At 62.1% G+C, this 26,519-nt stretch carries 26 protein-coding genes, 1 tRNA gene and 1 pseudogene; 13 read left to right on the top strand and 15 right to left on the bottom strand.

All coding sequences use genetic code 11. From position 1 onward, the window contains the following. Positions 1 to 114: 114 nt before the first annotated feature. From U1R88_RS05710 to U1R88_RS05695, 4 genes and pseudogenes are all read left to right on the top strand, one after another. Positions 115 to 621, top strand: a complete 507-nt coding sequence (locus U1R88_RS05710; protein ID WP_322430356.1) for a DUF1003 domain-containing protein — start codon at positions 115 to 117, stop codon at positions 619 to 621. A gap of 89 nt (positions 622 to 710) precedes the next feature. Then, a complete protein-coding gene (locus U1R88_RS05705; RefSeq protein ID WP_322430355.1) occupies positions 711 to 1,646 on the top strand; it encodes a nucleoside hydrolase in 936 nt (311 codons plus the stop codon). A gap of 115 nt (positions 1,647 to 1,761) precedes the next feature. Beyond that, on the top strand, positions 1,762 to 2,169 hold the full coding sequence (locus U1R88_RS05700; protein WP_322430354.1) for an NADH:ubiquinone oxidoreductase subunit NDUFA12: 408 nt from the start codon (positions 1,762 to 1,764) through the stop codon (positions 2,167 to 2,169). A gap of 83 nt (positions 2,170 to 2,252) precedes the next feature. Next, positions 2,253 to 2,705: pseudogene (locus U1R88_RS05695) on the top strand (DUF2155 domain-containing protein); the annotation flags it as partial. Between the two features lie 279 nt (positions 2,706 to 2,984). Here the strand turns inward: U1R88_RS05695 and aat are convergent. The 7 genes from aat to U1R88_RS05660 form a co-directional block, all read right to left on the bottom strand. Further along, on the bottom strand, positions 2,985 to 3,653 hold the full coding sequence (gene aat / locus U1R88_RS05690; protein WP_322430353.1) for a leucyl/phenylalanyl-tRNA--protein transferase: 669 nt from the start codon (positions 3,651 to 3,653) through the stop codon (positions 2,985 to 2,987). Positions 3,654 to 3,664: 11 nt separating this feature from the next. Then, positions 3,665 to 5,023 carry an acetyl-CoA carboxylase biotin carboxylase subunit gene (gene accC, locus U1R88_RS05685; protein WP_068296013.1) on the bottom strand — a complete coding sequence of 453 codons (1,359 nt, stop codon included), beginning with the start codon at positions 5,021 to 5,023 and terminating at the stop codon, positions 3,665 to 3,667. Positions 5,024 to 5,028: 5 nt separating this feature from the next. Beyond that, a complete protein-coding gene (gene accB / locus U1R88_RS05680; protein WP_425545382.1) occupies positions 5,029 to 5,493 on the bottom strand; it encodes an acetyl-CoA carboxylase biotin carboxyl carrier protein in 465 nt (154 codons plus the stop codon). Positions 5,494 to 5,527: 34 nt separating this feature from the next. Continuing rightward, on the bottom strand, positions 5,528 to 5,971 hold the full coding sequence (aroQ, locus tag U1R88_RS05675) for a type II 3-dehydroquinate dehydratase (protein WP_322430352.1): 444 nt from the start codon (positions 5,969 to 5,971) through the stop codon (positions 5,528 to 5,530). A gap of 146 nt (positions 5,972 to 6,117) precedes the next feature. Continuing rightward, the gene (locus U1R88_RS05670) at positions 6,118 to 6,882 is read right to left on the bottom strand and encodes a DsbA family protein (RefSeq protein WP_068296014.1); all 765 of its coding nucleotides are present in this window, start codon (positions 6,880 to 6,882) and stop codon (positions 6,118 to 6,120) included. Between the two features lie 258 nt (positions 6,883 to 7,140). Beyond that, entirely contained in the window at positions 7,141 to 7,671 is a 531-nt protein-coding gene (locus U1R88_RS05665) for a YceD family protein (protein ID WP_322430351.1), read from the bottom strand. Beyond that, entirely contained in the window at positions 7,668 to 8,264 is a 597-nt protein-coding gene (locus U1R88_RS05660) for a ubiquinol-cytochrome C chaperone family protein (RefSeq protein WP_082980097.1), read from the bottom strand. Before U1R88_RS05660 ends, U1R88_RS05665 begins: the two co-directional genes overlap by 4 nt. Positions 8,265 to 8,429: 165 nt before the next feature. On the opposite strand from U1R88_RS05660, the gene U1R88_RS05655 reads away from it, so the two are divergent. Further along, complete coding sequence (locus U1R88_RS05655; protein ID WP_245314977.1) at positions 8,430 to 8,906, top strand: outer membrane protein assembly factor BamE; 477 nt, start codon at positions 8,430 to 8,432, stop codon at positions 8,904 to 8,906. A gap of 128 nt (positions 8,907 to 9,034) precedes the next feature. Here the strand turns inward: U1R88_RS05655 and U1R88_RS05650 are convergent, their stop codons facing one another. Both U1R88_RS05650 and U1R88_RS05645 read right to left on the bottom strand, forming a co-directional pair. Next, positions 9,035 to 9,481, bottom strand: a complete 447-nt coding sequence (locus U1R88_RS05650) for a GtrA family protein (RefSeq protein ID WP_322430350.1) — start codon at positions 9,479 to 9,481, stop codon at positions 9,035 to 9,037. Next, a complete protein-coding gene (locus U1R88_RS05645; protein ID WP_322430349.1) occupies positions 9,465 to 10,394 on the bottom strand; it encodes a glycosyltransferase family 2 protein in 930 nt (309 codons plus the stop codon). Before U1R88_RS05645 ends, U1R88_RS05650 begins: the two co-directional genes overlap by 17 nt. 552 nt (positions 10,395 to 10,946) lie before the next feature. Here U1R88_RS05645 and U1R88_RS05640 point away from each other — a divergent pair. Further along, positions 10,947 to 11,159: a cold-shock protein gene (locus tag U1R88_RS05640; RefSeq protein ID WP_068296022.1), complete on the top strand. Its 213-nt coding sequence runs from the start codon at positions 10,947 to 10,949 to the stop codon at positions 11,157 to 11,159. A gap of 241 nt (positions 11,160 to 11,400) precedes the next feature. Continuing rightward, positions 11,401 to 11,580 (top strand): hypothetical protein, encoded by a 180-nt coding sequence (locus U1R88_RS05635; RefSeq protein ID WP_322430348.1) that lies wholly within the window; start codon positions 11,401 to 11,403, stop codon positions 11,578 to 11,580. A gap of 245 nt (positions 11,581 to 11,825) precedes the next feature. Here U1R88_RS05635 and U1R88_RS05630 read toward each other — a convergent pair whose 3' ends face one another. The 4 genes from U1R88_RS05630 to U1R88_RS05615 form a co-directional block, all read right to left on the bottom strand. Then, positions 11,826 to 12,104 (bottom strand): hypothetical protein, encoded by a 279-nt coding sequence (locus tag U1R88_RS05630; protein ID WP_322430347.1) that lies wholly within the window; start codon positions 12,102 to 12,104, stop codon positions 11,826 to 11,828. Beyond that, positions 12,101 to 12,517 (bottom strand): hypothetical protein, encoded by a 417-nt coding sequence (locus U1R88_RS05625; RefSeq protein ID WP_322430346.1) that lies wholly within the window; start codon positions 12,515 to 12,517, stop codon positions 12,101 to 12,103. Before U1R88_RS05625 ends, U1R88_RS05630 begins: the two co-directional genes overlap by 4 nt. A gap of 143 nt (positions 12,518 to 12,660) precedes the next feature. After that, positions 12,661 to 12,987: a putative quinol monooxygenase gene (locus tag U1R88_RS05620; RefSeq protein WP_322430345.1), complete on the bottom strand. Its 327-nt coding sequence runs from the start codon at positions 12,985 to 12,987 to the stop codon at positions 12,661 to 12,663. A 56-nt stretch (positions 12,988 to 13,043) separates the two neighbouring features. Then, positions 13,044 to 13,121, bottom strand: a tRNA-Pro gene (locus U1R88_RS05615). Between the two features lie 261 nt (positions 13,122 to 13,382). On the opposite strand from U1R88_RS05615, the gene U1R88_RS05610 reads away from it, so the two are divergent. Then, positions 13,383 to 13,766 carry a hypothetical protein gene (locus U1R88_RS05610; RefSeq protein WP_322430344.1) on the top strand — a complete coding sequence of 128 codons (384 nt, stop codon included), beginning with the start codon at positions 13,383 to 13,385 and terminating at the stop codon, positions 13,764 to 13,766. Between the two features lie 200 nt (positions 13,767 to 13,966). Here the strand turns inward: U1R88_RS05610 and U1R88_RS05605 are convergent, their stop codons facing one another. Together U1R88_RS05605 and cysG are read right to left on the bottom strand one after the other, a co-directional pair. Beyond that, a complete protein-coding gene (locus U1R88_RS05605; RefSeq protein WP_322430343.1) occupies positions 13,967 to 14,314 on the bottom strand; it encodes a GCG_CRPN prefix-to-repeats domain-containing protein in 348 nt (115 codons plus the stop codon). A gap of 113 nt (positions 14,315 to 14,427) precedes the next feature. Further along, positions 14,428 to 15,855, bottom strand: coding sequence for a siroheme synthase CysG (cysG, locus tag U1R88_RS05600; RefSeq protein ID WP_322430342.1), 1,428 nt, complete (start codon positions 15,853 to 15,855; stop codon positions 14,428 to 14,430). Positions 15,856 to 16,781: 926 nt separating this feature from the next. On the opposite strand from cysG, the gene proS reads away from it, so the two are divergent. The 5 genes from proS to U1R88_RS05575 all read left to right on the top strand — a co-directional run bounded on the left by proS (position 16,782) and on the right by U1R88_RS05575 (position 26,451). Then, complete coding sequence (gene proS, locus U1R88_RS05595; protein ID WP_322430341.1) at positions 16,782 to 18,101, top strand: proline--tRNA ligase; 1,320 nt, start codon at positions 16,782 to 16,784, stop codon at positions 18,099 to 18,101. Between the two features lie 261 nt (positions 18,102 to 18,362). Beyond that, entirely contained in the window at positions 18,363 to 19,658 is a 1,296-nt protein-coding gene (locus tag U1R88_RS05590; RefSeq protein WP_322430340.1) for a lipoprotein-releasing ABC transporter permease subunit, read from the top strand. A gap of 3 nt (positions 19,659 to 19,661) precedes the next feature. Beyond that, on the top strand, positions 19,662 to 20,357 hold the full coding sequence (locus tag U1R88_RS05585; RefSeq protein ID WP_322430339.1) for an ABC transporter ATP-binding protein: 696 nt from the start codon (positions 19,662 to 19,664) through the stop codon (positions 20,355 to 20,357). 658 nt (positions 20,358 to 21,015) lie between these two features. After that, positions 21,016 to 24,483 carry a DNA polymerase III subunit alpha gene (gene dnaE, locus U1R88_RS05580; protein ID WP_322430338.1) on the top strand — a complete coding sequence of 1,156 codons (3,468 nt, stop codon included), beginning with the start codon at positions 21,016 to 21,018 and terminating at the stop codon, positions 24,481 to 24,483. A gap of 870 nt (positions 24,484 to 25,353) precedes the next feature. Beyond that, on the top strand, positions 25,354 to 26,451 hold the full coding sequence (locus U1R88_RS05575) for a WD40 repeat domain-containing protein (protein ID WP_322430337.1): 1,098 nt from the start codon (positions 25,354 to 25,356) through the stop codon (positions 26,449 to 26,451). Positions 26,452 to 26,519: the final 68 nt, after the last annotated feature.

Here is a 26,519-nt window from a genome sequence, read left to right as displayed (position 1 = left end):
CAGATCGCGATAATCCCATGCCGCCGCATGGATTATGTCCGACAGGGTCCTGCGTCCACGCACAGAAGCTTGTAGCATTCCATTCCCGCAAGCAGAGTCGGAAAGAACGGGAAGATGAGCCTCATCGCCAAAGCCCATCAACTCCATGACGAGGAACGCACGCTCCTGCACCGATTGCGCCAGGAGCGGCGTTCCCATCGGCAGCCGGGTCCGGCCGCCTTGCCCACCGGAGCCCGCATCGCCGATGCCGTCGCGGCCACCATGGGCAGCTGGCCCTTCATCATCGTGCAATCAGGCGTGCTCGCGGCCTGGGTGGTGCTCAATGTCGCCGCCGTCATCCAACATTGGGATCCCTATCCCTTTATCCTGCTCAATCTGGCGCTGTCGTTCCAGGCAGCCTATGCCGCTCCTTTCATCATGATGAGCCAGAACCGGCAGGCCGCCATCGATCGCGCTGCCGCCACGCACGATTACGACGTCAATACCAAGGCGGAACTCGAGATCGAACTCCTACATGAGAAGATCGATTTCCTGCGCGAGACCCAGGTCGCGGAGCTGATGCAGTTGGTCAAGCGACTGGAAGAGAAGCTCGATGCCGCCGGTCGAGCGCCACCGGCCTGAAACCAGCGATAAGCATGGAGCTGCGGCGCCTTGCGTGCCGGCTGCCGTCGGTCCATGGTCCCGCCTTCTTCAATACTCCCGAGTCTGCCATGTCCCGCTCCATCATCATCGACACCGATCCCGGCCAGGATGACGCCCTGGCGCTGCTGCTGGCGCTGGGAAGTCCCGAGCTCGAGGTGCTGGGCATCACCACGGTGGCGGGCAATGTGCCGCTGGCCCTGACGAGCCGAAACGCGCGCGTGGTCTGCGAATTGGCGGGTCGATCGGACATCACGGTGTGCGCCGGCGCGGACCGGCCGCTGCTGCGCCCGCTCGTCACAGCGGAACATGTGCATGGCAAGACCGGTCTCGACGGCGCGGACCTGCCCGAGCCCACCATGCCGCTCAGCCAGCGCCATGGCGTCGACTTCATCGTCGAGACCCTGATGACCCGCCCCTCCGGCACCATCACGCTCTGCCCGCTCGGTCCTCTCACCAATATCGCGCTGGCGCTGCTGCGCGAGCCGCGCATCGCCCCGCGCATCAAGGAGATCGTGCTGATGGGCGGGGGCTGCTTCGAGGGCGGCAACATGACGCCGGCAGCCGAGTTCAACATTTTCGTCGATCCCCATGCCGCCAAAGCGGTTTTCGCCTCCGGTGTTCCGATCACCATGGCGCCGCTCGACGTAACTCACAAGGCACTCACCACGCGCCCGCGCGTCGACAGGATCCGGAAGATCGGTACCAGAGTTTCCGATGCTGCGGTGGGTTGGCTCGATTTCTTCGAGCGCTTCGACGTGCAGAAATATGGCTCGGAAGGGGGACCGCTGCACGATCCCTGCGTGATCGCCTGGCTGCTCAAGCCCGACCTCTTCACCGGCCGTTCCTGCAATGTCGAGATCGAGACGGAATCTCAGCTCACCCAGGGCATGACGGTGATCGACTGGTGGGGCGTCACCGACCGTCCGAAGAATGCCTTCGTCCTGGGCGGCATCGATGCCGAAGGCTATTTCGACCTGATCGCGCAGGCGATTGCGCGGCTCTAGGGCCGCCGGCAGGCGCTTTGCGTCAGAAATCACCGATGAGACCATGCGCAATGGTGGACATCGCCGCCGCGCTTGGCCATAAGACTTGCAACGGAATACGAAACGGCAGCCCTCGATGAAAACGCTCCTGCAGATCTTCACGTGGTGGAACGGCTCCACGATCGGAACCCGCTTCTGGACCTCGCGGAAGGGCGAGCGCGTGGGCGAGGACGAGTTCGGCAATGTCTATTACCGCACCAAGGGTGGCGCCGTGGATCCGACCATCGGCGTGCAGCGCCGCTGGGTGCAGTATAATGGCTATGCCGAGGCCACGGCGATTCCGCCGGGCTGGTGGGGCTGGATGCACCATCAGGTCGACACCCCGCCGAGCGAGACCGAATACAAGCCGCGCGAATGGCAAAAGCCGCATCGCCCGAACCAGACCGGTACGGTGAACGCCTATCACCCGAAGGGCTCGATGCTCTCCCATGGCCATCGCCAGTCCGCGACCGGCGACTACCAGGCCTGGTCGCCGGGGGATTGACGCGGCCACATGGCTGGGGCGCGGCCATGCCTGTGGCCGTCTTTTTGCCCCGATGGGGCGCTATCGCTTCTCGACTCGTCCAGATACGGATCCATTTGCTTTTGCGCCCGCTTGCCTTCTTTCCCCCGACCGGCCGCTCGCGCTGCCTTGCCATGGCAAGCGTGGCCTGCCTCGGCTTGATCCTGGGTAGTACCGCCGCCCGGGCCGAACGTGTCGCCAATCCCACCGCGGTGTTCACCGGCCTCGACAAGATCTCGGGTGAAATCAGCACCTTCGAGGCGCCGGTTGGACAGACGGTGAAGTTCGGCGCGCTCAGCGTGACGCCGCGCGTCTGTTACAGCCGTTCCGCCAGCGAAGATCCGCAAACCACCAGTTTCGTCGAGATCGACGAACTGACCCTCAGCAAGAAGGTCGAGCGCCTGTTTAATGGCTGGATGTTTGCGTCCAGCCCCGGCCTCAATGGCGTGGAACATCCCGTCTATGACGTCTGGCTCAAGGACTGCAAGGGCGGCAAGACCAGCGATCCGCCGCCACCGCCCGTCGTGACGGCGCAGCCGGGCACCAAGCCCGCCAAGGGCAAGAAGGGGCAGGCCGCGGCACCCGAGCCCGATGTCGCTCCGCCGCCCGAAACGGGCGACGGCAACACCGATTTCTTCGACCAGCCGGTGGATCCCAACGCGCCGCAGGATTGAGCCGATTTCTCCCGGCCAGCCTGGGACTGACGATCCGTCACGGCGGTAGCGGGCTCCACTGCATCCGCCAGCGCATGACCTTGGTCGCCTGTATGGCAGTTTCGCCGACCTCTTGCGCCCGGCTCAATCGGCGAGAGCTGCCAGAATTTCGGCGCCGCTCCTGGCCTCTTCCTTTGGCCAGGCGAGAAAATCGCCGTCCTCGCCCAAGGCGTCGTCCAGCAGGCGATGATAGAGGGAACGCGGTAATTCGATTGCGCCGAGACTGGCGAGGTGGTCGGTGACGAATTGGGCGTCGAGCAATTGGTAGCCGCCATGGCGCAGCCGCGCGACCAGATGGGCGAGGGCCACCTTGGATGCATCGCTCTCCAGATGGAACATGCTTTCGCCGAAGAAGGCGCCGCCGAGATCGACGCCGTAGAGGCCACCAACCAGTCGGCCGTTTCGATAGGCCTCGACGGTGTGGCAATGGCCCAATCGGAACAACTCGCCATAGAGCCGGCGAATCGAGGCATTGATCCAGGTGGTGCGACGTCCCGGCCCGGATTGGGCGCAGCCATCGATCACCGCCTCGAAATCGCGATCCACCACCACCTCGAAGCGGTCGGAGCGGATGGTGCGGGCGAGGCGATGGGAGATGATCAGGCCATCGAGTGGAACGATGCCGCGAAACTCGGGCTCGACCCAATAGAGGCCTGGATCGTCGGCGCTTTCGGCCATCGGGAAGATGCCGCAGGCATAGGCCTTGAGCAGGACCTGCGGCGTGATCTCCAGATTGAGCTCGGCGCCCGACATGGCGGAACCGCCTAGGCGCTGTCGCTCATGCCGCCGGCCTCGAGGAATTTCTCGAGCCAGTGAATGTCGTAGAGGCCGTTCTGGATGTCCGCGTTGCGCACCAGGGTGCGGAACAGCGGCAGGGTGGTCTCCACGCCATCGACCACGAATTCGTCGATGGCCCGGCGCAGGCGCATCAGGCATTCGGTGCGGGTACGGCCGTGTACGATCAGCTTGCCGATCAGCGAATCATAATAGGGCGGGATCTTGTAGCCCTGGTAGACAGCCGAATCGACACGCACGCCAAGCCCGCCGGGTGGGTGGAAATAGCTGATCGTGCCGGGCGAGGGCCGGAAGGTCGCGGCATTCTCGGCGTTGATGCGGCATTCGATGGCGTGGCCTTCGATCTGCACGTCCGACTGCTTGATCGACAGCGGCGATCCCGCGGCGATCTTGATTTGCTCGTTGACGAGATCGATGCCGGTGATCATCTCGGTGACCGGATGTTCCACCTGGATGCGTGTGTTCATCTCGATGAAATAGAACTCGCCGTTCTCATAGAGGAACTCGATGGTGCCGGCGCCGACATAGCCGAGCTCGATCATCGCCTTGGCGACGATGTCGCCGATCTTGTTGCGCTGGGCGGCATTGAGGGCGGGAGAGGGGCCTTCCTCCCACACCTTCTGGTGCCGGCGCTGCAGTGAGCAGTCGCGTTCGCCCAGATGGATGGCGTGGCCCTGGCCATCGCCGAGCACCTGCAATTCGATATGGCGTGGCTTCTGCAGATATTTCTCCAGATAGACCGCATCGTCGCCAAAGGCAGCCAGCGCTTCCGCGCGAGCGGTGGCGAGAGCGTCGGGCAGGTCTTCCGCCGTCAGAGCCACCTTCATGCCGCGACCACCGCCGCCGGCAGCGGCCTTGACCAGCACCGGATAGCCGATCTCCTCGGCGATGCGGGCGGCATCGACGTCATTGGTGACGCCGCCATCCGAGCCGGGCACGCAGGGAATGCCGAGGCGCTTGGCAGTGCGCTTGGCCTCGATCTTGTCGCCCATCATGCGGATATGCTCGGCCTTGGGGCCGATGAAGGCAATGTTGTGCTGATCGAGGATGTCGGCGAAGCGGGCATTTTCCGACAGGAAGCCATAGCCCGGATGCACGGCCTCGGCGCCGGTGATCTCGCAAGCGGCAATTAGAGCGGGAATGTTGAGATAGCTTTCGCGAGCCGGCGGCGGGCCGATGCAGACGCTCTCGTCCGCCAGCTTGACATGCATGGCATCGGCATCGGCGGTGGAATGGACAGCCACCGTCTTGATGCCGAGCTCCTTGCAGGCGCGCAGCACGCGCAGGGCGATCTCGCCGCGATTCGCGATCAGGATCTTGTCAAACATTCCGCTCACTCGATGATCATCAGCGGCTGGCCGTATTCGACCGGCTGCTTGTCTTCGATGAACAAGGTGGTCACCGTTCCCGAACGCGGCGCGATAATGTCGTTGAAGGTCTTCATCGCCTCGACGATCAGCACGCGGTCGCCCTGATTGACCTTGCTGCCGATCTCGACGAAAGCCTTGGCGCCCGGCGCAGCACCGAGATAGGCGGTGCCCACCATCGGCGATTTCAGGACACCGGGATGATTGGCCGGATCGGCAGCGGCCGGAGCGGCGACGACAGCCGGAGCAGCGACGGCGACAGCCGGCGCGCCGACCGGAACGGTCGCGGTCACATTGATCTGCCGCGCCACTCGAATGCGCAGGTCGGCTTGCTGCACCTCGATTTCGGTGAGATCCGTCTCCGTCAGGAGATTGGCGAGTTCCCGGATAATCTCGGGGTCAATCCCCGATTTGGTTCGCGACATCGTCATGCCTTGCGTTTCCGCGGGGCCGAGGCCCCGTCATTCATTGAGCCGATACGCTCGAAGCCAATGCTTCGAGGGCAAGTTCATAGCCCTTCGGGCCAAATCCGCAGATCACGCCCTTGGCTGCCGGCGAGACCCAGGAATGGTGCCGGAAACTTTCGCGCGCGAACACGTTGGATAGATGCAATTCGATTACCGGCAGGCTAACGGCTTTGATCGCATCGTGCAGAGCGATCGAGGTATGGGTGAGCGCTCCGGGATTGATGATCAACCCGACCGCCCCCTTGTGATAGGCCTCGTGCACCCAGTCGAGTAGCACGCCCTCGTGGTTGGTCTGCCGGAATTCGATGGTAAGGCCCAATTGCTCGGCGCGCGCCCTGGCCATCTTCTCGATGCCGTTGAGGTCGAGCGTGCCGTAGACGGACGTTTCACGCACACCCAGCATGTTGAGATTGGGGCCATTCAGAATGTAGACGAGCGCCATGCTTGCCATCAGGACCATAAATTGAAAGCCCGAAGCTTGCTGCAACGGGCCTTTTGCTGCGAACGCCCCTTATAGGGCGCTCGATCCAGGAAGGCAAAGCCGACGGTGAAAAACCGCCAGCTTTGTCCGAGAAGGGGCTGCCCGGCTCAGCCGCAGGCGGTCTGGCCGCATTTGCGCAGCGAATCGATTTTGGACTTCAGGGCATCGTAACCGACGGCGCCGGGGGTGATCTCGCTGCCGAGCACATAAGAGGGCGTGCCGTTGATGCCCAACGCTTCGCCGAGCTGCATCGTGTTGGCGAGCCCCTTCAGCAGGGCCGGATCCTTCATGTCGGCCTGGAGCTTGGTCATGTCGACACCGGAATCCTGGGCAACCTGCAGGGCGCGGTCCTTGCCCACGGCGCCGCGCGTGCCCAGCAGGATTTGGTGAAACTCCAGGAACTTGTCGCCTTGCAACTGCTTCTTGACGGCGAGGGCAACAATGGCCGCTTCCTTGGAGCCTTCGCTCAGGATCGGGTAGTCGCGCAATACCACCTTCAGCTTCTTGTCGGTATCGAGCAGCTTGACCATGTCGGCCAGGCCGCGCTTGCAGTAGCCACAATTGTAGTCGAAGAACTCGACCAGGGTGACATCGCCTTCGGGGTTACCGAGCACGGCGTTCTGCGACCCGTTGAGGATGGTGTCCATGCTGTCGGAGAGCAGTTTCTTCTGGCGCTCGGCCGTCGCCGCTTCCTGCTTGGCCTGCATGGCGTTGATGGCGTCGACGATGACCTCGGGATGCTCCATCAGGTAATTCTTGACGATTGCCTCGATCGCCGGCTTGTCCAGCGCTTCGGCAGCGAAGGCAGGCTGGCCGGATGCGAGCAAGCCAATGCCGAGTGAAACCCCGGCCATCAGACGCTTCAAAGACATATACTTCTCCAACAGGCAGAAATCCCAGGAGCAAAGCGCGTTTTGGCGAAACGCTCCTTGCTCTCATTCTTTGGTTCGGCGCGTCCTTGCGATTTGACGTCCGTCATTCAAACCACAAAACGCTTTGGGACGTGGATAGGTCCAGGCCCGTAACGGATCAATGAATCGCGGCTCAAGGACGTGCGATCTCACACAATCGTGTTCGATCAAAGGCATTCGCGGAGCTTTTGCCAGTTCTCGGCAGAACAGGCCTTGCCTTCAGGAATCCTTGTCCTTCAGCCCGTTGAGGGCGGCGAAAGGGGAAAGGCCCGCTTCGTCTTCGTCGCCCTCAAACGTAGCGCCCGGCTTGCGAGGATAGGGATCAAGCGCCAGGGCGAGGAATTCGCAGACGACGGCGCCGAGATCGATGGTATCGCCCGTCAGCAGGTCCGGCGGATCTTCGGCCTCCGGATCGTTCAATTCGGCCAGATCGAATTCAGCATTGGGATCCTGCCCATCCGGCGAGAAGCGAATATCGACGGGCGCCTCGACCTTGCTCTCGAACGCTTCGGCAGTGACGACGCAGATCTGGGTTATCAGGGCATGAAGGGAGCCTTCGACCGCAAGGCCATCCTTGCGGAAGGGCGTGACATGCAGCTTGGCCGTCAGGGCTGCGACATCCGGAATGCCGAGCTGCCGGGCCACGGCCCTGCGCTCTTCTTCGTTCGTCTCGATGACAAAGTGACGGCCCGTGGCCGGAATCTCGCGCAGATGGACCGGACGCGAGAAGTGGGGCGTTGGATTGGTCATGCGCTCTCACCTAGTGCTGGAGTGGGGAAGGGTAGGGAGCCGCTGGCAAGGCTTGCCAGGGAAGCGTCGGCAAGGGCCCTGGAGGCGCGCCGGACATAGCCCGCGAGGGCCCGCGCCTGAGGCAACCTCTCTTCGTCGCGGGCATAGACGTTGCGCAGGAGGACCTGGGTGAGTTCCTCGTCATCCGGCTTATGCAGGGCATTGCCATAGGATGAGGAGCATCCCGTATAGATGTCTGCGATCTTGCGCATCTTCTTGGGGACGGCGAGGTCGCCGACGCCCATTTCCCGCATGGCTCGGTCGAGCTCGGCGAAGAAGCGGTCGCAAACGCCCTGGGCGATCTCGCGGATCTCGCCCTGCTCATCGTTGAGCCGATGCATGAGCAGGAACAGATGCAGCAGCATCATGTCCATACGTCCTTCCACCGTGTCGGGGACGCAACCCTCGACAAACAAGGCGGGATCGCGACCCTGGGTCACGATCTGGTCGTAGAGACGGGCAATCTGCGCATCGCGCGCTCTATTGCGAAACAGGCCGAACATGAGCTCCTTCACCAGCAGGGGTATTCGACCGGGGTTCCGGGGCGCGACCATGTCGGTGGCCTGGCACGATCCGGTCGAAGACCGCACTCTATAACGGATGCTCCATATAAGTGGATGCTCTCTGAGCGCCAAGGTTGAATTTCGTGCGCGAGCGGGTTACGCCAGAACCCACGCGACGATGTGGCGAACGAGCCTGTGTGCCCGATGGAGGCCAAAGTGAGTATAGTTGTGTTGCCCCCCCGTTTCCGGTCTCCCGCGTTGGCGGCCGCTGTCGTCATCTCCCTGGCCGGGCTGCTGCAAAGCTGCGGTTCGATCGGCGAGACCAATGTGCACGGCATTGTGGTGACGGAGAGCACCTTGTCGGCGATCAAGCCTGGCACGTCCCAGGCCCAGGTGCTCGACGCGCTCGGCACGCCCTCGACTCAGTCCACGCTGGACGGCCAAGCCTGGTACTATGTGTCTCAGACCACGTCCCGTCCGGTGGCCTTTTTGTCTCCGCATGTGACCGACCGTAACGTGCTGGCCGTCTACTTCACCAATGGCCGGGTGGCACGCGTCGCCAATTACGGCCTGAAGGACGGCGTGGTATTTGATTCGATCACCCGTACGACGCCGACGGCTGGCGGCGACCTCAACTTCGTCACGCAGCTCGCGCGCGGCATGACCGCAGGTATTCCGGGCTTCGGCCGATAACAGGTTCAGCGGCAAACCAGGAAGCGCCCGGGCCTCGGGTGCTTCTTTGCCGCGATCCCTCTTTTCCATATGATGCGCGACAGGTGACGATTTCGCCAGTCGCACGAGGTTCTATGGCGGAGCCGGCCTTAGGCGGGCCCGTCTGGATCCCGGGTCTTCGGCGTGAAGACCATCTTGAAATAGCTCCAGAAATTCAAGGTCATCGATAGCGCGACGGCAATTGCCACCGCCAGCACCGGCCAGCGTGCAAAAGGCCCGCCGAGCGTGACCAACGCCATGAAGGCGCCGAGATTGACCAGAGCAGCCAGCGCGCTGGCGGACAGATAGCGCAGGAACTCGGCCGCGATGTCGGTACCGGCCCGGTCGCCGAAGGTGAGCGAGCGGTTGATCAGCCAGGTCACCACCGTGGCGCAGGCGAAGGAGGCAAGGCGCGCCAGGCGTGCATCGAGGCCGAGATTGACCAGGATAGTCAGGATGCCGGCATCGAAGGCGAAGCCGACGAAACCAGCCAGGGCAAAACAGCATAGCCGGCGGCGCAGGGACCTGCCGGAGGCGGGGTCAGCGGACGGGGGCATAATGCAGATAATGCAACCGCTTGAGTTCCCTTCGCCCGCGCGTGACCGTATCGAGGATCATGCCGGAAAAGAAGGCGATGATGGCCGATAGCATCAGGCCTGTGGCCAGCACGGCCGTCGGCAGGCGCTTGACCGAGCCGAATTCGAGATATTCCAGCACCACGGGCGTTGCGGTGCCGAGCGACAGCAAGGCGAGGATGCCGGCCACCAGGCTGAAGAAGAGCAGCGGTCTTTCCTCTTTCACCAGTTTGGCGATCAGCTTGAGAATGCGCACGCCATCCTGCACGGTACGCAGCTTGCTCTGCGAGCCCGCCAGCCTCTCCCTATAGAACGTTTCGATCTCGCCAAGCGGAAGCGACATTTCGAGCGCATGCACGAGCAGCTCGGTTTCGATCTCGAAACCGGTCGAGAGGGTGGGGAACGTCTTGACGAAGCGCCGGGACATCGCCTTGTAGCCCGACAGCATGTCACGTGAGGACGAGCCGAAGAATCGCGTGACCAGGCGGGTGAGCATCCGGTTGCCGAAACGATGTCCGGGGCGGTAGGCCGTTTCGCCGTTGGCCACGCGCACCCCGTTGACGAGATCGAGAGGTCCGGCGCGCAGTGCCGCGACCAGTGCTGGGGCGCTGGCGGGATCGTAGGTGTTGTCACCATCGACGATGATATAGATGTCGGCCTCGATATCCGCGAACATGCGGCGGATCACGTGCCCCTTGCCCTGGCGGGCTTCATGCCGCACCACGGCGCCGGCTTCCCGTGCCAGACGCGCCGTATCGTCAGTGGAATTGTTGTCATAGACATAGATGACAGCTGACGGCAGGTGGGCGCGGAACCCCTGGATGACCGCCTGGATGGCCACCGCCTCATTGTAGCAGGGCACCAATATCGCGATCGCTGGATCCGCCCCCTCCATCGTTCCTTCGGTCCTTTGCCTGCCTGCCCGGTCCCGTCCTTATAGTCGCAAGCGAGACCAAGGCGCCAACCGCCCTGCGCCATGGTTAAGGCCATTTGCTTGTATCTGGCCGCAGGAAGAACATGACGTGAGCGCTCCCCAGGGCCGATTTTGAGTCTGTGCGAATGCTCTTCCAGCGAAAAGTCAGAGGATTGTGTGGCAGGAAAGTGATTTGAAGCGTAGTGAATCCATAAGAATAGGATCAAGCATGTGCTGGGGAATTGCCGCCTCGATGTTCTGCTCGGAAGATTTCGGCTGAATTGCCACTATATTGTTATTGGCGTTTCAAGAATGCGGGGTAGATCGCAGAAACGTACAATTTGTCGCAGGTTTGTCTTGACCGGCCGGTTTCAATCGGGCAGCCTGTCGCCATCGATTTTCGGCCGAACGACTTGGCCTCGCGTCACGGCAAAAGCTGGATGCGCGCTGACAAGCTCTCACCAAAACTCGACACTCGCTGGGTCCGCTTCGTTGCGGGCTTTGGCTCTCACTACGTTGAAGGAATAGCTCACGATGAGCACAGGTACCGTGAAGTGGTTCAACGCCCAGAAGGGCTACGGTTTCATTCAGCCCGATGATGGCTCCAAGGACGTGTTCGTCCACATCAGTGCGGTTGAACGGGCCGGCCTGTATGAACTGCGCGAAGGCCAGAAGATCAGCTATGAGCTGGTCCAGGATCGGCGCTCGGGCAAGTTGGCCGCTGACCAGCTCCAGGCCGCGGCCTAAGCGACCCATAGAGTCTTTCGGTATACCGTCAGATTTTCAGGAAAAGCCGGCGCGGCAGCAGCCGGCTTTTCTTTTAGTTGCGCCGCAGCAACGTGTGTGCATTGCGAGATGGCGCTGAGTTCCGGCAGTCGACGGCGATTTAAACTTGAAGGATAGTAGGAACAAGCGCAGAATTCAGGCGTTCAAGTCAGGGGCTGAGTCCCTCATGGCCGGATTGGAAGCCGGCTGATGGAGGTTCGTCATGGATCTGAGTGAAATGATCACGGGTTTTCTGGTTATCCTGGTGATCGCAATTTTGATTATCGATACGGTGATTGATTGGCGTTCGCCGGCCAAGGCCGCGAAGCAAGCGAGACAGATTGCTGCTCCGGGCAAGCACAGCCTCGATCCGAAGATCGGCTGTGACATCGTCTGGTGCTGAACGCCCACGCACTGTGACGCGACGACCGCGACGTGAGCCGTCCGGCGAACGGGGAAGTTTGTATGTTGTGCGGTCAGGTGATTGCACCGCACGCACAGCATAATCGTTTTTGACTGCTGCAGTGGCAGGAGTGCCGCATGGCGATACGGCTTTTGTGTGTTTTCATGAATGGCGACTGCTGGGATCTCGTCCCTGAGGGATCGCCCTAGCCTGAAACCGCCCTAGCCTGAAACAGAGACTCGGTCTCATTCACCTGGCTTGTAAAGTAGCTTGTCCCTCGAGCCAGGCAGAGGCCGTTCGCCAAAACCGCGTGCATAGCCGCGTGATACACTGGCTGTCAGCATCGCGATCGTATCGTCCCGCTCGACGAGTTCGGCCCTGAGATGATCGACCATCACGACCAGGGCCCGAACTGCGGCGCGTGCATCGCCTTGGCAGGCGGCGATCGCTTGGTCGGCTTCGCGCTGCGCGACTTCGGCATTCCGGGGCAGAAAAGGCTCCAGGCTTGCGGACCGCCCATTCATGGCTTGCCGGACAGGCTGAGAGGATTGCCTGCTGCCTCCAGCAGGCTCGCCAGACGGTCGAGCTCGTCGTCGAGCCGGACATTGCGGCGAATGGCCCTGCGCAATGCTGTGACGGCATTGCCATCAGTCCGCTTCAGTTCGCGGCTGACGATCCAGTCGATCGATACGCCTTGGGCGTCACCATCCACTCTTTCGTGAAGGTCTTCGTCCTCGAGCCGATCGGATTGACGCTTCAATTCCTTGATCAGCCGGTCCCGGTTGATCAGCGAGGTCTGGGCTTGCCGGGCATAACGGTAGAGTACCAGCAGAGCTGTACCGCTGCCGCCTGCCTTTTCGACCAAACGGGCGATCTCCGCGACTTCCTCCGGCCGGGCAGCCTGCATATGCGTGCCGTCAAAATAACCGTCGAGCATGTCGATTACCTTCGGTTGAGCGCAGGAGCCTATGCCCTGACATGGTGCTTGTCCAGTATTTTGTTCTCTTTTTGTTCTTGTTGTGCAAGGACGGAGAATCGGCACGGGTTGGGAATACCTCACTCAGGTCTCGAAGGAGCCCATCAGAATAAAGGTATCCGGCTGGCGCTGATGTGCATCGATCTGCGGCACCAGCCGCTTGAAATGTCCGGTGCGGCAAAGGGCGTCGAGGGCTGCACGACCGGGCCATGCCTCGATGAAGATGAAATGGCCGGGTCTTTCTGGTCGATGAAAAGGTCGTAGGCGATGCAATGTTCTTCCAGGCGCGTCCGGGCAACCAGTTCCCTGTAGAGAGGAAGCACGGCCGCGACATGCTCGGGCTTGATGAAATCCCGGGCAATGACTTTCAGCATCGGGAACCTGAGGGGTTCAGCTCTAGGTGTCCCATGGCCGGGACCCGCAAGCAGCATGCGCTCCTTCGCCCAGGCAAAGAAGAGCTGACATATCCAAAATGTTCAGGAAAAAATGGTCGGAGCGAGAGGATTTGAACCTCCGACCCCTAGTCCCCCAGACTAGTGCGCTAACCGGGCTGCGCTACGCTCCGACGCTCATTGAGCGTGGGCTGAATAGGGTTTTTCGCTCTGATGCGCAAGCCCCGATTTCAGTTTCTCGACATAAGAGAGCCACGAAATGCACAGGCCGGTCAGGTGGAAGCGCGCGCACCACAAATATGAGGAAGAATTTCCCGCTGTCTATGAATGCTCCGGCTGCCGCCATAGATTGGTAAGGGGGATCGCCGCTGGCGTGGAACGAACATTTCCCGCGCTGCGTTTATACCGCGCTGGATTCGCTCGAGGAGCGTGTGATGAGACAATGGGTTATTGCCGCTTATGCAACAGCCATGGGCCTTGCTTCAGCAGGCCTTGCTTCAGCGCCTGCTTCAGCCATGCCGTTGGCGCCTGCGGCTGGCGTGGAAAATCCCCTGCTGCAAACGGTGGCTGATGGCTGCCCGCGTAACTATTATCGCAGCTATGGACGCTGCGTTCCCAACAGCCGCGGTTATCGGGGACCGCGCTACGGCGACGGTTATGCCGGCGCACCGCGATATTATGTGCGTCCCTACTATGACAGTCCGGGCTACTTCGACGGCCCCGGCTATTATGACGGCCCGCGCTATTGGGCTGCTCCGCGGCGCTGTCCCCCCAGCAGGTATCCGGGCCTGTACGGCCGCTGTGCGTCGGGCTGGTGATTTCGGTTCGACTGACTATCTGGCAAAGAGCGTCCGCAGGTGGGCTTCCCCGGCGTGAGAGCACGGGTTTGCCTTGAAGCGGGTGTCCCTGGTGACCCAAAAAAACCGGCAAGGACAGACCTTGCCGGGTTCGATGAGACGGTGAGATCTCGTGCCACTTGCCGGCTCAGTGGGGCAGGTGGCTCAATAGATGGGGTGGCTCAATAGGCCGGATGGCAGGCGGCGCCACGGGGGCCGAGGCGCGTGCCCGGCGGGCAGACGCGACCATAGCCGCTGCGATTGGCCGGGACTGACCCACGACGATAGACCGGTGGACGGCCGTAATTGGGGGCAGGACGATAGGCCGGGGCAGGGCGGATGCCGTAATTGTTGGGTACACAGCGGCCCCAACGGTTGGGCGCATAGCCACGTCCACAGCCATAGGCGACATTCTCGACCAGGCTTCCGTCGGCATGGACGCCAGGCGAGGCCGGCATTGCCGAGGCACCGCTCGAGAGGCCCGCAAAACCGATCGTGGCCAGGGCGGCCGCGAGAATCAATCTCTTCATCAAATACTCCTGTCGTTCATTCGCCCGGCGGGCGCGCGAATCTGCGGCTCACCATTGAACCATGGTCGCAAACGTTTCCTTAACGGAAGCTGTACCGCGCAGACCGCCGCCGTTCAGCTTGGACGGTCGGGTCTCGCCTCGGACATGGCCTGGCCGAACAGGATGATGCAGGGGCCGTCGAGCTGGTTGGCGGCAAAAACGGCGGCCATTTCGCCGATCGTGGTGTGAAAGCGGCGCTCGCGTGCATGGGTGGCATATTCGACGATGATGGCCGGCGTATCCGCGGCCATGCCTGCCTCGAGCAGGCGCGTGGCGACTTCGGCGACGACAAGCTTGCCCATATAGATGGCGGTGGTGGCGACTGGGTCGGCAAGTGCCTTCCAATCAAGATCGTCCGGCAGCTTACCGTTCTTGGCATGGGCGGTGATGTATTGGAGGCGTCGGGCATGGTCCCGATGGGTGAGGGAGACCTCCAGGCTCGCGGCGGCGCCGGATGCCGCGGTGATGCCGGGAATGACCTCGACGGCCACGCCAGCCGCGCGGCAGGCCGCGATTTCTTCGCCGGCCCGTCCGAATATCAAGGGATCGCCGCCTTTCAGCCGCACCACCCGCTTGCCGTCCCTGGCCAAGGAGACCATGAGCGCATTGATGTCGTCCTGCTTGCAGGACGGGCGATGCCCGCGCTTGCCGGTGATGATGCGCTCAGCCTCGCGGCGAGCGAAATCGAGCACTTCCTGGGAGACGAGGTCGTCGTGCAGGATGACATCCGCCGATTGCAGGGCCCGCACCGCCTTCAGGGTCAGCAGTTCCGGATCTCCAGGGCCTGCCCCCACCAGGGCAACGCTGCCCTGTGCCGGATTTCTTTCCTGCTGTTCGATGCCGGCCAGAAGGTCGGCGCGTTCGGCTTCGCCTGGCGTGCGGTCGGGATGCCGGAAGGCCGCATTGACGAAACGTTCCCAGATCGCTCTGCGGGCCTGGAGGGAGAGATCCCGCGCCTGCACCAGAGGGCGCCAGTTGCGGGCGGCCTCCGCCCATTTCTGAAACCCCGTCGGCAACAGCATCTCAATTCGGCTGCGGATCGCCTGGGCAAAGACGGGAACGGCGCCATCGGTCGAAATGCCCACCACCAGCGGCGAGCGATTGACCACCGCACCGAACTGAAAATCGCAGAAGGCCGGCCGGTCGACGATGTTTACCGGCGTTCGGGCCCGGCGTGCGGCTGCGGCGAGATCGGCGGCTTGCTCGTCGTCCTCGACGTCGGCGACGACAAGCGCGATGCCATTGAGGTCGGCTTCGTGCCAGGAGCGGGCGAGGTGGCGGACACCCACGTCCTCGCGGGCACACAGCTGCGCCAGGGCATCGCTCGCCTCAGGTGCGGCGATGCGAACTTCGGCGCCGGTCGAGGCAAGAAGCTCGGCCTTCCACAACGCGGCCTGGCTCGTGCCGATGACCAGCACGGGTTTGCCGGTCAGGCGATAGAATACCGGCAATACCGCCAGCGGCGCGATGCGCGCGGGTTGCGAGACAGGGTTACGGCTCATCGATCTACAGGCTCAACGTGCTCAATACAGTCTGGGAGGCGCTGATAACTGCCGGCCTTCGCCACAGTTCTGCCGCACGTCACACAGCCCTCAAAGGCTAAAGTAAATCGGCCGGGCAGACAATGTGAAGTGAAACGGAGTTGGAGACCCAGCAAATTCCTCCTGATCGAATAGGCGGTTCGATCTGGGAGAATCAGCATCCGGAAAGCCCGATTCTCCGTTGCAATGCTATCGCCATTACGACGGGGGTTCAGCCGATCCGACATTGTCACGCGGTTGTCATGTCGAATCCGCATGATGCAAGGTGCCATTACGCAAACGGCAATGAAAAAAGGCGAGGCTCTCGTGAGCCTCGCCTTATTCTAGACCTCGTCCTAACCCATCTTCGCTGAGACTTCCTTCACGCATCTTTGTGCTGTTTGAAGTGTCAGGACGGCTGCTCGACAACGGTTTATTCACCGGCGGCGCCTGCGGGCTTCCTCCCAAGACTTGGACCCTGACTTCCTTCTACTCATCGCTGAGTTCGGATGCCCTGTCGTTGACGGGAGGGACGCTAGACGAAGTTTTTTTGCTTGTCACGTCTTTGTGCAGCGATCGGCACAAAATTAATATCTTTGCTTAAAATTTGTGCGCGTCATTTCTCTAGGCTGCGCTGTTCGTGGGCAGGCAGATGAGCAGGTGGGTAGAATCGCACTGACCGCGGCGGGCGCGAAAACCGCCAAATAATGGCGCTTTTGCTGGTCTTACCCTTGTGTTTTTGCGAGGGATCGGGTCAAGCTGGCACGGACTGGCGATCGGAAGCGATTTGCCGGAGAGGCGTGCCGAGGTTTCGATCAGGCGCGCCTTTTTATCCTGAATCGCGATTTAGCCACATGTGTTACCCGGCGCAGCCAAGGTTCGCCGGCAGCTTGGAGAAGGTCTGTCCTATGCGTTTGAGCCGTTATTTCCTGCCTATTCTGCGCGAGACGCCGAAGGAAGCAGAAATTGTTTCCCATCGTCTGATGCTGCGTGCAGGCATGATCCGTCAGGAAGCGGCCGGAATCTACGCATTGCTGCCACTCGGCCTGCGCGTGGTGAACAAGATCAATACGATCATTCGTGAAGAACAGAATCGCGCCGGTGCCATCGAGCTGCTGATGCCGACCATCCAGTCGGCCGATCTGTGGCGCGAAAGCGGCCGCTATGACGATTACGGCAAGGAGATGCTGCGCATCAAGGATCGCCAAGAGCGCGAGATGCTCTATGGGCCGACCAATGAAGAGATGATCACCGAGATCTTCCGCGCCTATGTGCGCAGCTACAAGGATCTGCCGCTCAACCTCTACCATATACAATGGAAGTTCCGTGACGAGATCCGCCCCCGTTTCGGCCTGATGCGCGGGCGAGAGTTCCTGATGAAGGACGCCTACTCCTTCGATCTCGACCAGGCCGGCGCGCAGCATTCCTACAACAAGATGTTCGTGGCCTATTTGCGCACCTTCGCGCGGCTCGGCCTGACGGCCATTCCCATGGTGGCTGATACCGGCCCGATCGGTGGCAATCTGAGCCATGAATTCATCATCCTGGCGTCGACGGGGGAGAGCGAAGTGTTCTGCCACCGCGACTATTTGTCGATGGCGCCACCCTCTGCCGGCACGGATTTCGACGACAAGGCCGGGCTGCAGGCGATCGTCGACCAGTGGACCTCGCTCTATGCCGCGACCGAGGAGAAGCACGACAAGGCTGCCTTCGACGCCCTGCCGGCCGACAAGCAAGTTTCGGCGCGCGGCATCGAGGTCGGACATATCTTTTATTTCGGCACGAAATATTCGACGCCGATGAAGGCCGTCGTCGCCGGTCCGGACGGCTCCCTCATTCCCGTGCATGGCGGTTCCTACGGCATTGGGCCGACCCGCGTCGCCGGGGCGGCCATCGAGGCCAGCCATGACGAGGCCGGTATCATCTGGCCGGAGGCGATCGCGCCGTTCAAGGTCGGCCTGATCAACCTCAAGCCGGGCGACAGCGCGGTGGATGCGGCCTGCGGCGATCTCTATCTGCAGCTTGGCGCCAAAGGGGTCGACGTGCTGCTCGACGACACCGATGAAAGGCCCGGCGGCAAATTCGCCAAGATGGACCTGATCGGCTTGCCTTGGCAGATCATCGTCGGTCCCAAGAGCCTGGCAGAGGGCAAGGTCGAGGTGAAGAACCGTCGCACCGGCGAACGCCAATTGCTGACGCCATCGGACGCGCTTGTGCTGGTGGGCTGACCTGGCCTTGCCTCAGCCGGAAGGGCCATTATCGATGCCGCGGGTGCTTTTGCGCTCGCGGCATTTTTGTAATTGATCAAGAAATCCCCGTATCCAGTTGAATTGCAAGGGATAATCTCAAGGTAAGGTGTCTCTCTTCATCGAAGCTGCCTCGATTGGAGCGTCAAAAAGCCGTGGCAAAGCTGGGCCTCGCTGAATTTTTGCCGTGCAAACGCCGCGATTCTCGCGGAGTAAAGGGCCTCGCGCCCCACCTGGAATGCCATGAACGCGTCTGCTTCAGCCACGAAATCGTCGGAACCGACCGGAACGCCGCCCTTCTCTGCCTTCGAGTGGATGGTGGCGCTGCGCTATCTCATGCCGCACCGCAAGGGTGGGGTGGCTTCGCTGATTGCCGTCCTGTCCTTTCTCAGCTTCCTCATCGGCGTTGCAGCCCTCATCATCGTGATGTCGGTGATGAACGGCTTTCGGGTCGAATTGCAATCCAAGATTCTCGGCTTCAACGGCCATATCGTCGTCTCTCCCTATGAGACGCCGTTGACCGACTATGATGCAGTCACTAGCCGCATCGCCAAGGTGCCCGGTGTGACCCTGGCGGTCCCCTTCGTGGAAGGGCAGGTGCTGGTGTCTTCGCCTTTTTCGGCAAGCGGCGCCCTGGTGCGCGGCATGAAGCTCGAGGATCTCAAGCGCCTGCCCGGCCTAGCCAACAATATCAAGGAAGGAACGCTGGACAATTTCGACCAGGGGCAGGGCGTGGTGATCGGTGCCAAATTGGCATCCTCGCTTGGGTTGCAGATCGGCGACGGCATCACCTTGATCTCGCCCAAGGGAGACCAGACCGCCTTTGGCACCACGCCGCGCATGAAGGTCTATCCGGTGGTCGCCACCTTCGAGGTCGGCATGTCCGATATCGACAGCGGCTTCGTGATCATGCCGCTGCAGGAATCGCAGGCTTATTTCAATCGCGACGGCGATACGACGGCGATCGAGGTCTATATCGAGGACCCCGACCACGTGCAGTCTGAGAGCGAGGCGATCAAGACGGCGGCCGGGCGTCCTGTCTCGCTAGTCGACTGGCGCCAGCGCAATTCGGCCTTCTTCACGGCGCTCCAGGTCGAGCGCAACGTCATGTTCATGATCCTGCTGATCCTGGTGATCATGGCTGCGCTCGGGGTGGTTTCGAGCATGGTGATGCTGGTGCAGTCGAAGCAGACCGACATCGCCATCATGCGAACCATGGGCGCGACGCGCGGGGCTATGCTACGCATCTTCTTCATCACCGGCATGGCGATCGGCTTGCTCGGTACGATATTCGGCCTGCTGCTCGGGCTGCTGGTGTGCCGCTATATCGAGAACATCCAGGAGTTCATCTCCTGGCTGTCCAATACGCAATTGTTCGCCTCCGAGATCTATTTCCTTTCGCGCTTGCCTGCCAAGACCGACCCGACGGAAGTGACCGTGGTGGTGATCACCACTTTGATCCTGTGCTTCCTGGCCACGCTCTACCCCGCCTGGCGGGCTGCCAAGCTCGACCCGGTCGAAGCGTTGAGGGGAGGCTGAGTCATGAGCCTGTCGGGTGAAATTCCGGCCCTCGAACTGCGAGGGGTCGAACGCAGTTACCAGCAAGGTCCCTCGGAACTGCATATTCTGCGGGGCGTCGACCTCATGGTGATGCCGGGACAGTCGGTAGCCCTGATCGCGCCCTCCGGGGCAGGCAAGTCGACGCTGCTCCACACAGCCGGCCTGCTTGAGAGACCGGATGGCGGCGACGTGCTGATCTCCGGCTATTCGACTGCCGATCTGAACGATACGGGACGCACCCGCCTGCGCCGCAATTCGATCGGCTTCGTCTATCAGTTCCACCATCTCCAGCCGGAGTTCTCAGCGCTGGAAAATGTGATCCTGCCGCAGATGATCCGCGGTTTGTCGCGCCGCGAGGCGCGCCAGCGCAGCGAGGAATTGCTGACCTTCCTTGGCCTTGGCCAGCGCTTTGGCCACCGGCCGAACGAATTGTCGGGCGGCGAGCAACAAAGGGTTGCCATTGCCCGCGCCGTCGCCAATGCGCCGCATCTCATCCTGGCCGACGAGCCGACCGGCAATCTCGATCCGGGCACCGCGGATCACGTCTTCGGTACGCTGACGGCTCTGGTGCGCGCGTCAGGCCTTGCGGCCCTGATCGCGACCCATAATCTCGATCTGGCGGCGCGCATGGATCGCCGCGTCACCTTGCGCGACGGCCACATCGTCGAGCTCGACTGACGATTGTGACATTAGCAGCCTCGGTACCATGACAGCTTCACGCTATGGTAAACGCTGCCGAGGGCAAAGCCAGACACCGCGCAGGATTCTCTTTAAGTCCTTGAATCGTCTTGAGAATGTGACGTCTTTGGCATCCGGAGCGGCGTGAAATTGCGCCATGCGAGCGGAACATAAGAGCGACATAAGATGGCGGTTCCGCGACGTCGCGCTTGACTCGGAACAAAACGTGAACAAGATGTCTCTATCGAAGAGAGGAGAACATCATGCTTACGCGTTTCGCCGAAGATTTCGCCGCCATTGCTTCGATGAGCCTGTTTCTGGTCATGCTCGCCATGTGGACCGGCTTCCTGAGCGGTGTTTAAGCCAGATTTGTCCACACTTGTCCACAGGCTCTCAACAAGGAGCGGTGGCGAAGATGTGACGCCGATGTGGCCATCCGGGCTCAGGATGCAGAGTCAGCTTTGGCGACCGACTGGATTGCCCCAGCAGAGTTTCCCGGTGAAACCCGGCCGCGAACTCGCCCGGAAACTCTGCAAAAATCTATGTCTTGCAGATTTCTCTTGATCGTGCCCATGGCTCGATCAAGAGAAATCTGCTTGGACCATAGGGAAGGGCAGGTCGCGAGTCGCGCTGCCCGCCAGCGCAGAGCGGAGGTGTCATGGCGGACGGGAAGGTGAACGGTCCGGGCTTCGTGCATTTGAATGTCCGCTCGGCCTATTCCTTGCTCGAAGGGGCGATGAAGGTCCCCAAGCTCGCTGATCTCGCCAAGGCCGACGGCATGCCGGCCCTCGCACTGACGGATACCAACAATCTGTTCGGGGCGCTGGAGTTTTCCGAAAAGCTCGCGGGCAGCGGCATCCAGCCGATCATGGGCATCTCGATGGCGATCAATTTTGCCGACCGTGAGGATGCCTCGGACCGGCGGCCCCTGCACCAGCGACGTTTGCCGCGCGTGATCCTGCTGGCTCAGAGCGAGGTGGGCTACGGCCATCTGATGGCGCTGTCCTCCCATTGCTACATGGATCCCGCCAGCGGCGAGGAGGCCCATATCTCGATCGGACGCCTGGCCGAATTCCAGGAAGGCCTGATCGCGTTGACCGGGGGTCCCGCCGGCCCGCTGGACATGGCCCTGCGCGAGGGGCTCGATGATCTCGCGCGCACCCGGCTGCAACGCTTGCAGGCGATGTTCGCCGATCGGCTTTATGTCGAAGTCCAGCGCCACGATAGCGCGGAGGAGCAGCAGGTCGAGGCGCCACTTCTGGAACTCGCCTATGCCGCCGACGTGCCGCTGGTCGCGACGAACGAGGTCTATTTCGCCGCGCGCGCCGATAGCGAACCGCATGACGCGCTGCTTGCCATCGCCGAAGGCCGCATCCTCGCCGAGACGGACCGGCGGCGAATGACGCCGAACCATTACTTCAAGAGCCGCTCCGAAATGATTTCCTTGTTCAAGGATCTTCCAGAGGCTATTGAAAATACGATTGAAATTTCCAAAAGATGCGCCTTCCGCGTGCGCACACGCAAGCCGATCCTGCCGCGCTTCTCCACGGGCCTTGACGAGACGGGTGCGCCTGTCGACGAGGCCGTCGAACTGCGTCGCCAGGCTGAAGAGGGATTGAGGGCCAGGTTGGCCGCGCATGGTCCGGCTCCTGGCCATACCGATGAAAGCTACGCCAAGCGGCTCGAATTCGAGCTGTCGATCATCGAGCGCATGAAGTTCCCCGGCTACTTCCTGATCGTGTCGGACTTCATCAAGCACGCCAAGGCGAAGGGCATCCCGGTCGGGCCGGGCCGCGGATCCGGCGCGGGCTCTCTGGTTGCCTACGCCCTTACCATCACCGATCTCGATCCGCTGCGCTTCAGCCTGCTGTTCGAACGCTTCCTCAATCCCGAACGTATCTCGATGCCGGACTTCGACATCGACTTCTGCCAGGAGCGGCGTGACGAGGTCATCCGCTACGTGCAGGAGAAATACGGGGAGGATCGCGTCGCCCAGATCATTACCTTCGGTTCCCTCCAGGCGCGCGGCGTGCTGCGCGACGTCGGGCGCACGCTGGAGATGGGATATGGCCAGGTCGACAAGCTGTGCAAGCTGGTGCCGCAGAACCCGGCCAATCCGGTCACCTTGGCCAAGGCGATCGAGGACGAGCCGAAACTGCGTGAGTCCGCCAAGGACGATCCGGTGGTGGAGCGCCTGCTCGGCATTGCCCAGAAGCTGGAAGGGCTCTATCGCCACGCCTCGACCCATGCCGCCGGCGTGGTGATCGGGGATCGTCCGCTGGTGGAGCTGGTACCGCTCTATCACGATCCCAAGACCTCGATGCCGATGCCGGCCACCCAGTTCAACATGAAATGGGTGGAGCAGGCGGGGCTGGTGAAGTTCGACTTCCTCGGCCTCAAGACGCTTACCGTGCTGGAGCGTGCCTTGATGTTCCTCAAGCAGCGCGGCATTGCTCTCGACCTTGCCGCCCTGCCGCTCGATGACAGGAAGAGCTACGAGATGCTCGGCCGCGGCGAGACGGTGGGGGTGTTCCAGGTGGAAAGTGCGGGCATGCGCAAGGCATTGCTCGACATGAATGCCGACCGTTTCGAAGACATCATCGCCCTGGTGGCGCTCTACCGCCCGGGCCCGATGGCCAATATTCCGGTCTACAATGCCCGCAAGAAGGGCTTGGAAGAGCCGGACTATATGCTCGACCAGCTCAAGCCGGCCTTGGAAGAGACCTATGGCGTCATCATCTACCAGGAACAGGTGATGCAGATCGCGCAGATCCTCTCCGGCTACACGCTGGGCGAGGCCGACATGCTGCGCCGCGCCATGGGCAAGAAGATCAAGGCTGAGATGGACGCCCAGCGCGCTCGCTTCGTCAAGGGCGCCGTCGAAGGGGGCATCCAGAAGGCCAAGGCCGACGAGATCTTCGACTATCTCGCGAAATTTGCCGATTACGGCTTCAACAAGAGCCATGCGGCAGCCTATGCGCTGGTCTCCTACCAGACCGCCTATCTCAAGGCCAACTATCCGGTCGAGTTCATGGCTGCCTCGATGTCGCTGGATATGTCGAACACCGACAAGCTTGCTGAATTCCGCCTGGAGGCGCGTCGGCTGGGTATCAAGGTCGAGGCGCCTTCGATCAACCGTTCGGGACCGGACTTCGAGGTCCATGGCGGCGCGATCCGCTATGCGCTCGGCGCGGTCAAGGGCGTTGGCCTGGCGGCGATGGAGCGCCTGGTCGAGATCCGCGGTGACCAGCCCTTCTTCGACCTTGGCGACTTCGCCCGGCGCATCGATCCCAAGGCGATCAACAAGCGCATTCTCGAAAACCTGGCGGCGGCGGGAGCCTTCGACGAGTTCGACCGTGACAGGGCTCGCGTCACCGCGTCCATCGACGCCATCATGGCGCAGGCGCAGCGCTCCCACGCCGAGAAGAGCGACGGCCAAGCCGACATGTTCGGCTCCGCTTCGACGCCGGAACCGCTCAAGGGGACGGTCGTCGAACCCTGGGAGCCTGCCGACCGTCTGCAGCGCGAGTTCGACGCGATCGGTTTCTTCCTTTCAGGCCATCCGCTCGATGCCTATGCCACGGCCCTGGAGCGCCTGCAGGTGCCGTCCTGGGCGCAGTTCACCCAGAAGGTAAAGCAGGGCGCTACAGCAGGACGTCTGGCAGCGACCGTGCTGTCGCGCTCCGAGCGCAAGACCCGAACCGGCTCCAAGATGGGGGTGATCATGCTCTCCGACGCCTCGGGCCAGTTCGAGGCCGTGCTCTTCTCGGAGGGGTTGGCGCAATATCGCGACCTGCTCGAGCCTGGCACGGCCGTGCTGGTAGGCGTGCAGGCTGCGCATGAAGGAGACGACGTCCGCATTCGCATCGTGACGGCCGAGAGACTCGACAACGCCACTGCCAAGACCCAGCGCGGCATCAAGGTCTTCCTGCAGGGCGAGCAGGCGCTCGAATCCGTCGCCAAGCGGCTGGGTCAGCGCGGGGAAGGGGAGGTCTTCCTGATTCTCCAGCTCGATGGCGGCATGCGGGAGGTCGAGCTGAAGCTGCCCGGCAAGTTCCTGGTCACGCCCCAGGTCGCGGGCGCGATCAAGGCGATACCGGGCGTGGCGACCGTCATGCAGATGTAAGGCTGCATGGCGGTTCGCCGCGCGCTCCGACCATGGCCATGGTTTCGAAGGGCACAGATCGGCAGAGCACATGGGTGCTAGCCTGTCCGGGACAACCTTCGATAAGAGGCGCGCATTGAACGATATGGGCCAGGTTGTTCGGTCTCGACGTCATGTGCTTGGCATCCTGCTGGTTCTCGGCGTGCTCGCGGCCTCGGTGGTCTATTATTGGTTCAGGCAGCACCAGCATGCCGAACTGCTGCGCCTCAACGGCGAGGCAGCGCAGATGGTGGCGCGAAACCTGGCCTTCGAGGCAGCCGGCGTCGGTGGAGGGAGCCCGAGGTCAGGTGCCGCGGATCCGCCCAGCGAAAGCGAGCCGCGTCTCGTGGTGCAGGCCGGCAATGCCTTTGGCAATGGCTGGACGGCGATGTCGCGCGACGGGCGCCTCCTGCTGACCGCCAATCAATTCGACGATCTCAGACTATGGGATGTTGCCACGGCGACATTGCTGCGCCGATTTCCCGACACAGGCGAACAGAACTACAAGGTCATCAAGGGATTGGACTTCCTCCGCGACGCTGATGCCTTCCTCGTCTGGTACCGAAACAAGGCACGCTCGCAAGACGATCTGACGCTGTTTGATACGCGCGACGGAAAGGTGATCCGGACGTTCGTGCCCTGCGAGGCGTCGCAGATTTCGACAATGGCATTGAGTCGGGATGGACGGCGCGCCGTCATCGCCTGCAGCAAGGGCGGCATCGTCTTGTGGGACGTCCAAACCGGCGCTCTGGTGCGTCCTTTCTTGCTGGCGACCCCGGCCGCGCCGCGCCGGCCGACGTCGTCGCCCTCTCTCCGGATGGGCGCGCAATTCTGGCCTCCTGGGAGGATCCGGTGTCGTCGCGGTGGGAAACCGCGTCCTTTGACGCAGAGAGCGGCGGCAAGACCTGCGTCATGCCGAATCAACGCCCTGCGCTTTCCTGCCTCGTCGAGGGCGATCGACGCTATTGCCAGATTCAGGCGGCACGGCAGGAGGCCGGCAGGGTTTTCTCGCTCGACGGGCGCAGCGTACTGCTCCTGGACGCGGGCAGCGGCGATGCCGTGGCGTGGGAGGTCGGGCGCTGCGTTGCGACGGCGCGAAGCGCTCCGCCGGGTCCGGTTGTCGCCGCATCCGCCCGCAATCCACGCGCCTTGTCGCGGATGCCCGATTCCTCGCTGGTCCTTTGGGATGTCGCGACCGGCATCCGCCTTGCCGCGTGGCCCGGGAGCGATTCCAATAACCGGCCGCAGGCTCTCGATTTCTCGGCCGATGGTGGCCTGATTGCCGTCAAGGCCGATGGAGGCGACGCCTATCTTTGGTCCACCATCGACGGAACATCGCGCTTTATCCCTCAAAGCAGCTTCAAGCGGAATTTCCAGTTTGCGCCCGATGGGCAGAGCGTACTGTCCGCGGAATTCGACTATCCGGTGCGGCTCTGGCAAGAGGTGGATCAGAAGGACGGTCAGGAAGCCAAGAACGCCTGGCGGGAGATTTCGCTGGCCGGAAACCCGAGTATCACCCGATTGAGTTTCGGGCCCAACAGCCAGTTCTTGCAAGTTGCCTCAGGCAGCAGCCTGGTCCAGTGGGACTTGGCTACGGGGCAGGGCACGCTCGCTTATGTCGGCTCGTCACCGGCCGATGGCGCGGTCGTCTCGCGGGACGGGCGCTGGAAGGCCATCAAGTCCCGAGATGAAAATGGCGGCGTCGAACTGCGCGACGGCCGTAGCGGAGCATTGCTGGTGACGCTCCATGCCAACCAGTCTCCCACCAGCAGCAGGGCCGAAACACTGGCGTTGGCACCGGACGGCCGCTTCGTCACCAATACGGAACCGCGCAGGGTATTGGCACTGGTCCGCGGGACGAGCATCCTTCGCCTCGACGATTACATCCGGCAGAATCAGCGCGCCAGCCTGACGGAACTGCTTGGCGAGCAGGCGACTACCGGGCCTTGAGGTCGATGGAAGGCCACCTCCGCCGATCGAAAGACACAGCGGAGGCATAGCCCGTGGCGGTGGAGCGA

The sequence above is a fragment of the Labrys sedimenti genome, from assembly GCF_034424805.1.
GTDB lineage: Bacteria > Pseudomonadota > Alphaproteobacteria > Rhizobiales > Labraceae > Labrys > Labrys sedimenti.
The sequence above is the reverse complement of the archived record's forward strand: the minus strand, read 5'-3'. Positions and strand labels throughout refer to the sequence as shown.

What these genes read in the sequence shown, in the direction of transcription:
- U1R88_RS05710 (WP_322430356.1), top strand. Translation starts at nt 115, where the DNA reads ATGAGCCTCATCGCCAAAGCCCATCAACTCCATGACGAGGAACGCACG.
- U1R88_RS05705 (WP_322430355.1), top strand. Translation starts at nt 711, where the DNA reads ATGTCCCGCTCCATCATCATCGACACCGATCCCGGCCAGGATGACGCC.
- U1R88_RS05700 (WP_322430354.1), top strand. Translation starts at nt 1,762, where the DNA reads ATGAAAACGCTCCTGCAGATCTTCACGTGGTGGAACGGCTCCACGATC.
- aat (WP_322430353.1), bottom strand. Translation starts at nt 3,653, where the DNA reads ATGTCGGGCGCCGAGCTCAATCTGGAGATCACGCCGCAGGTCCTGCTC.
- accC (WP_068296013.1), bottom strand. Translation starts at nt 5,023, where the DNA reads ATGTTTGACAAGATCCTGATCGCGAATCGCGGCGAGATCGCCCTGCGC.
- accB (WP_425545382.1), bottom strand. Translation starts at nt 5,493, where the DNA reads ATGACGATGTCGCGAACCAAATCGGGGATTGACCCCGAGATTATCCGG.
- aroQ (WP_322430352.1), bottom strand. Translation starts at nt 5,971, where the DNA reads ATGGCGCTCGTCTACATTCTGAATGGCCCCAATCTCAACATGCTGGGT.
- U1R88_RS05670 (WP_068296014.1), bottom strand. Translation starts at nt 6,882, where the DNA reads ATGTCTTTGAAGCGTCTGATGGCCGGGGTTTCACTCGGCATTGGCTTG.
- U1R88_RS05665 (WP_322430351.1), bottom strand. Translation starts at nt 7,671, where the DNA reads ATGACCAATCCAACGCCCCACTTCTCGCGTCCGGTCCATCTGCGCGAG.
- U1R88_RS05660 (WP_082980097.1), bottom strand. Translation starts at nt 8,264, where the DNA reads ATGGTCGCGCCCCGGAACCCCGGTCGAATACCCCTGCTGGTGAAGGAG.
- U1R88_RS05650 (WP_322430350.1), bottom strand. Translation starts at nt 9,481, where the DNA reads ATGCCCCCGTCCGCTGACCCCGCCTCCGGCAGGTCCCTGCGCCGCCGG.
- U1R88_RS05645 (WP_322430349.1), bottom strand. Translation starts at nt 10,394, where the DNA reads ATGGAGGGGGCGGATCCAGCGATCGCGATATTGGTGCCCTGCTACAAT.
- U1R88_RS05640 (WP_068296022.1), top strand. Translation starts at nt 10,947, where the DNA reads ATGAGCACAGGTACCGTGAAGTGGTTCAACGCCCAGAAGGGCTACGGT.
- U1R88_RS05635 (WP_322430348.1), top strand. Translation starts at nt 11,401, where the DNA reads ATGGATCTGAGTGAAATGATCACGGGTTTTCTGGTTATCCTGGTGATC.
- U1R88_RS05630 (WP_322430347.1), bottom strand. Translation starts at nt 12,104, where the DNA reads ATGAATGGGCGGTCCGCAAGCCTGGAGCCTTTTCTGCCCCGGAATGCC.
- U1R88_RS05625 (WP_322430346.1), bottom strand. Translation starts at nt 12,517, where the DNA reads ATGCTCGACGGTTATTTTGACGGCACGCATATGCAGGCTGCCCGGCCG.
- U1R88_RS05620 (WP_322430345.1), bottom strand. Translation starts at nt 12,987, where the DNA reads ATGCTGCTTGCGGGTCCCGGCCATGGGACACCTAGAGCTGAACCCCTC.
- U1R88_RS05610 (WP_322430344.1), top strand. Translation starts at nt 13,383, where the DNA reads ATGAGACAATGGGTTATTGCCGCTTATGCAACAGCCATGGGCCTTGCT.
- U1R88_RS05605 (WP_322430343.1), bottom strand. Translation starts at nt 14,314, where the DNA reads ATGAAGAGATTGATTCTCGCGGCCGCCCTGGCCACGATCGGTTTTGCG.
- cysG (WP_322430342.1), bottom strand. Translation starts at nt 15,855, where the DNA reads ATGAGCCGTAACCCTGTCTCGCAACCCGCGCGCATCGCGCCGCTGGCG.
- proS (WP_322430341.1), top strand. Translation starts at nt 16,782, where the DNA reads ATGCGTTTGAGCCGTTATTTCCTGCCTATTCTGCGCGAGACGCCGAAG.
- U1R88_RS05590 (WP_322430340.1), top strand. Translation starts at nt 18,363, where the DNA reads ATGAACGCGTCTGCTTCAGCCACGAAATCGTCGGAACCGACCGGAACG.
- U1R88_RS05585 (WP_322430339.1), top strand. Translation starts at nt 19,662, where the DNA reads ATGAGCCTGTCGGGTGAAATTCCGGCCCTCGAACTGCGAGGGGTCGAA.
- dnaE (WP_322430338.1), top strand. Translation starts at nt 21,016, where the DNA reads ATGGCGGACGGGAAGGTGAACGGTCCGGGCTTCGTGCATTTGAATGTC.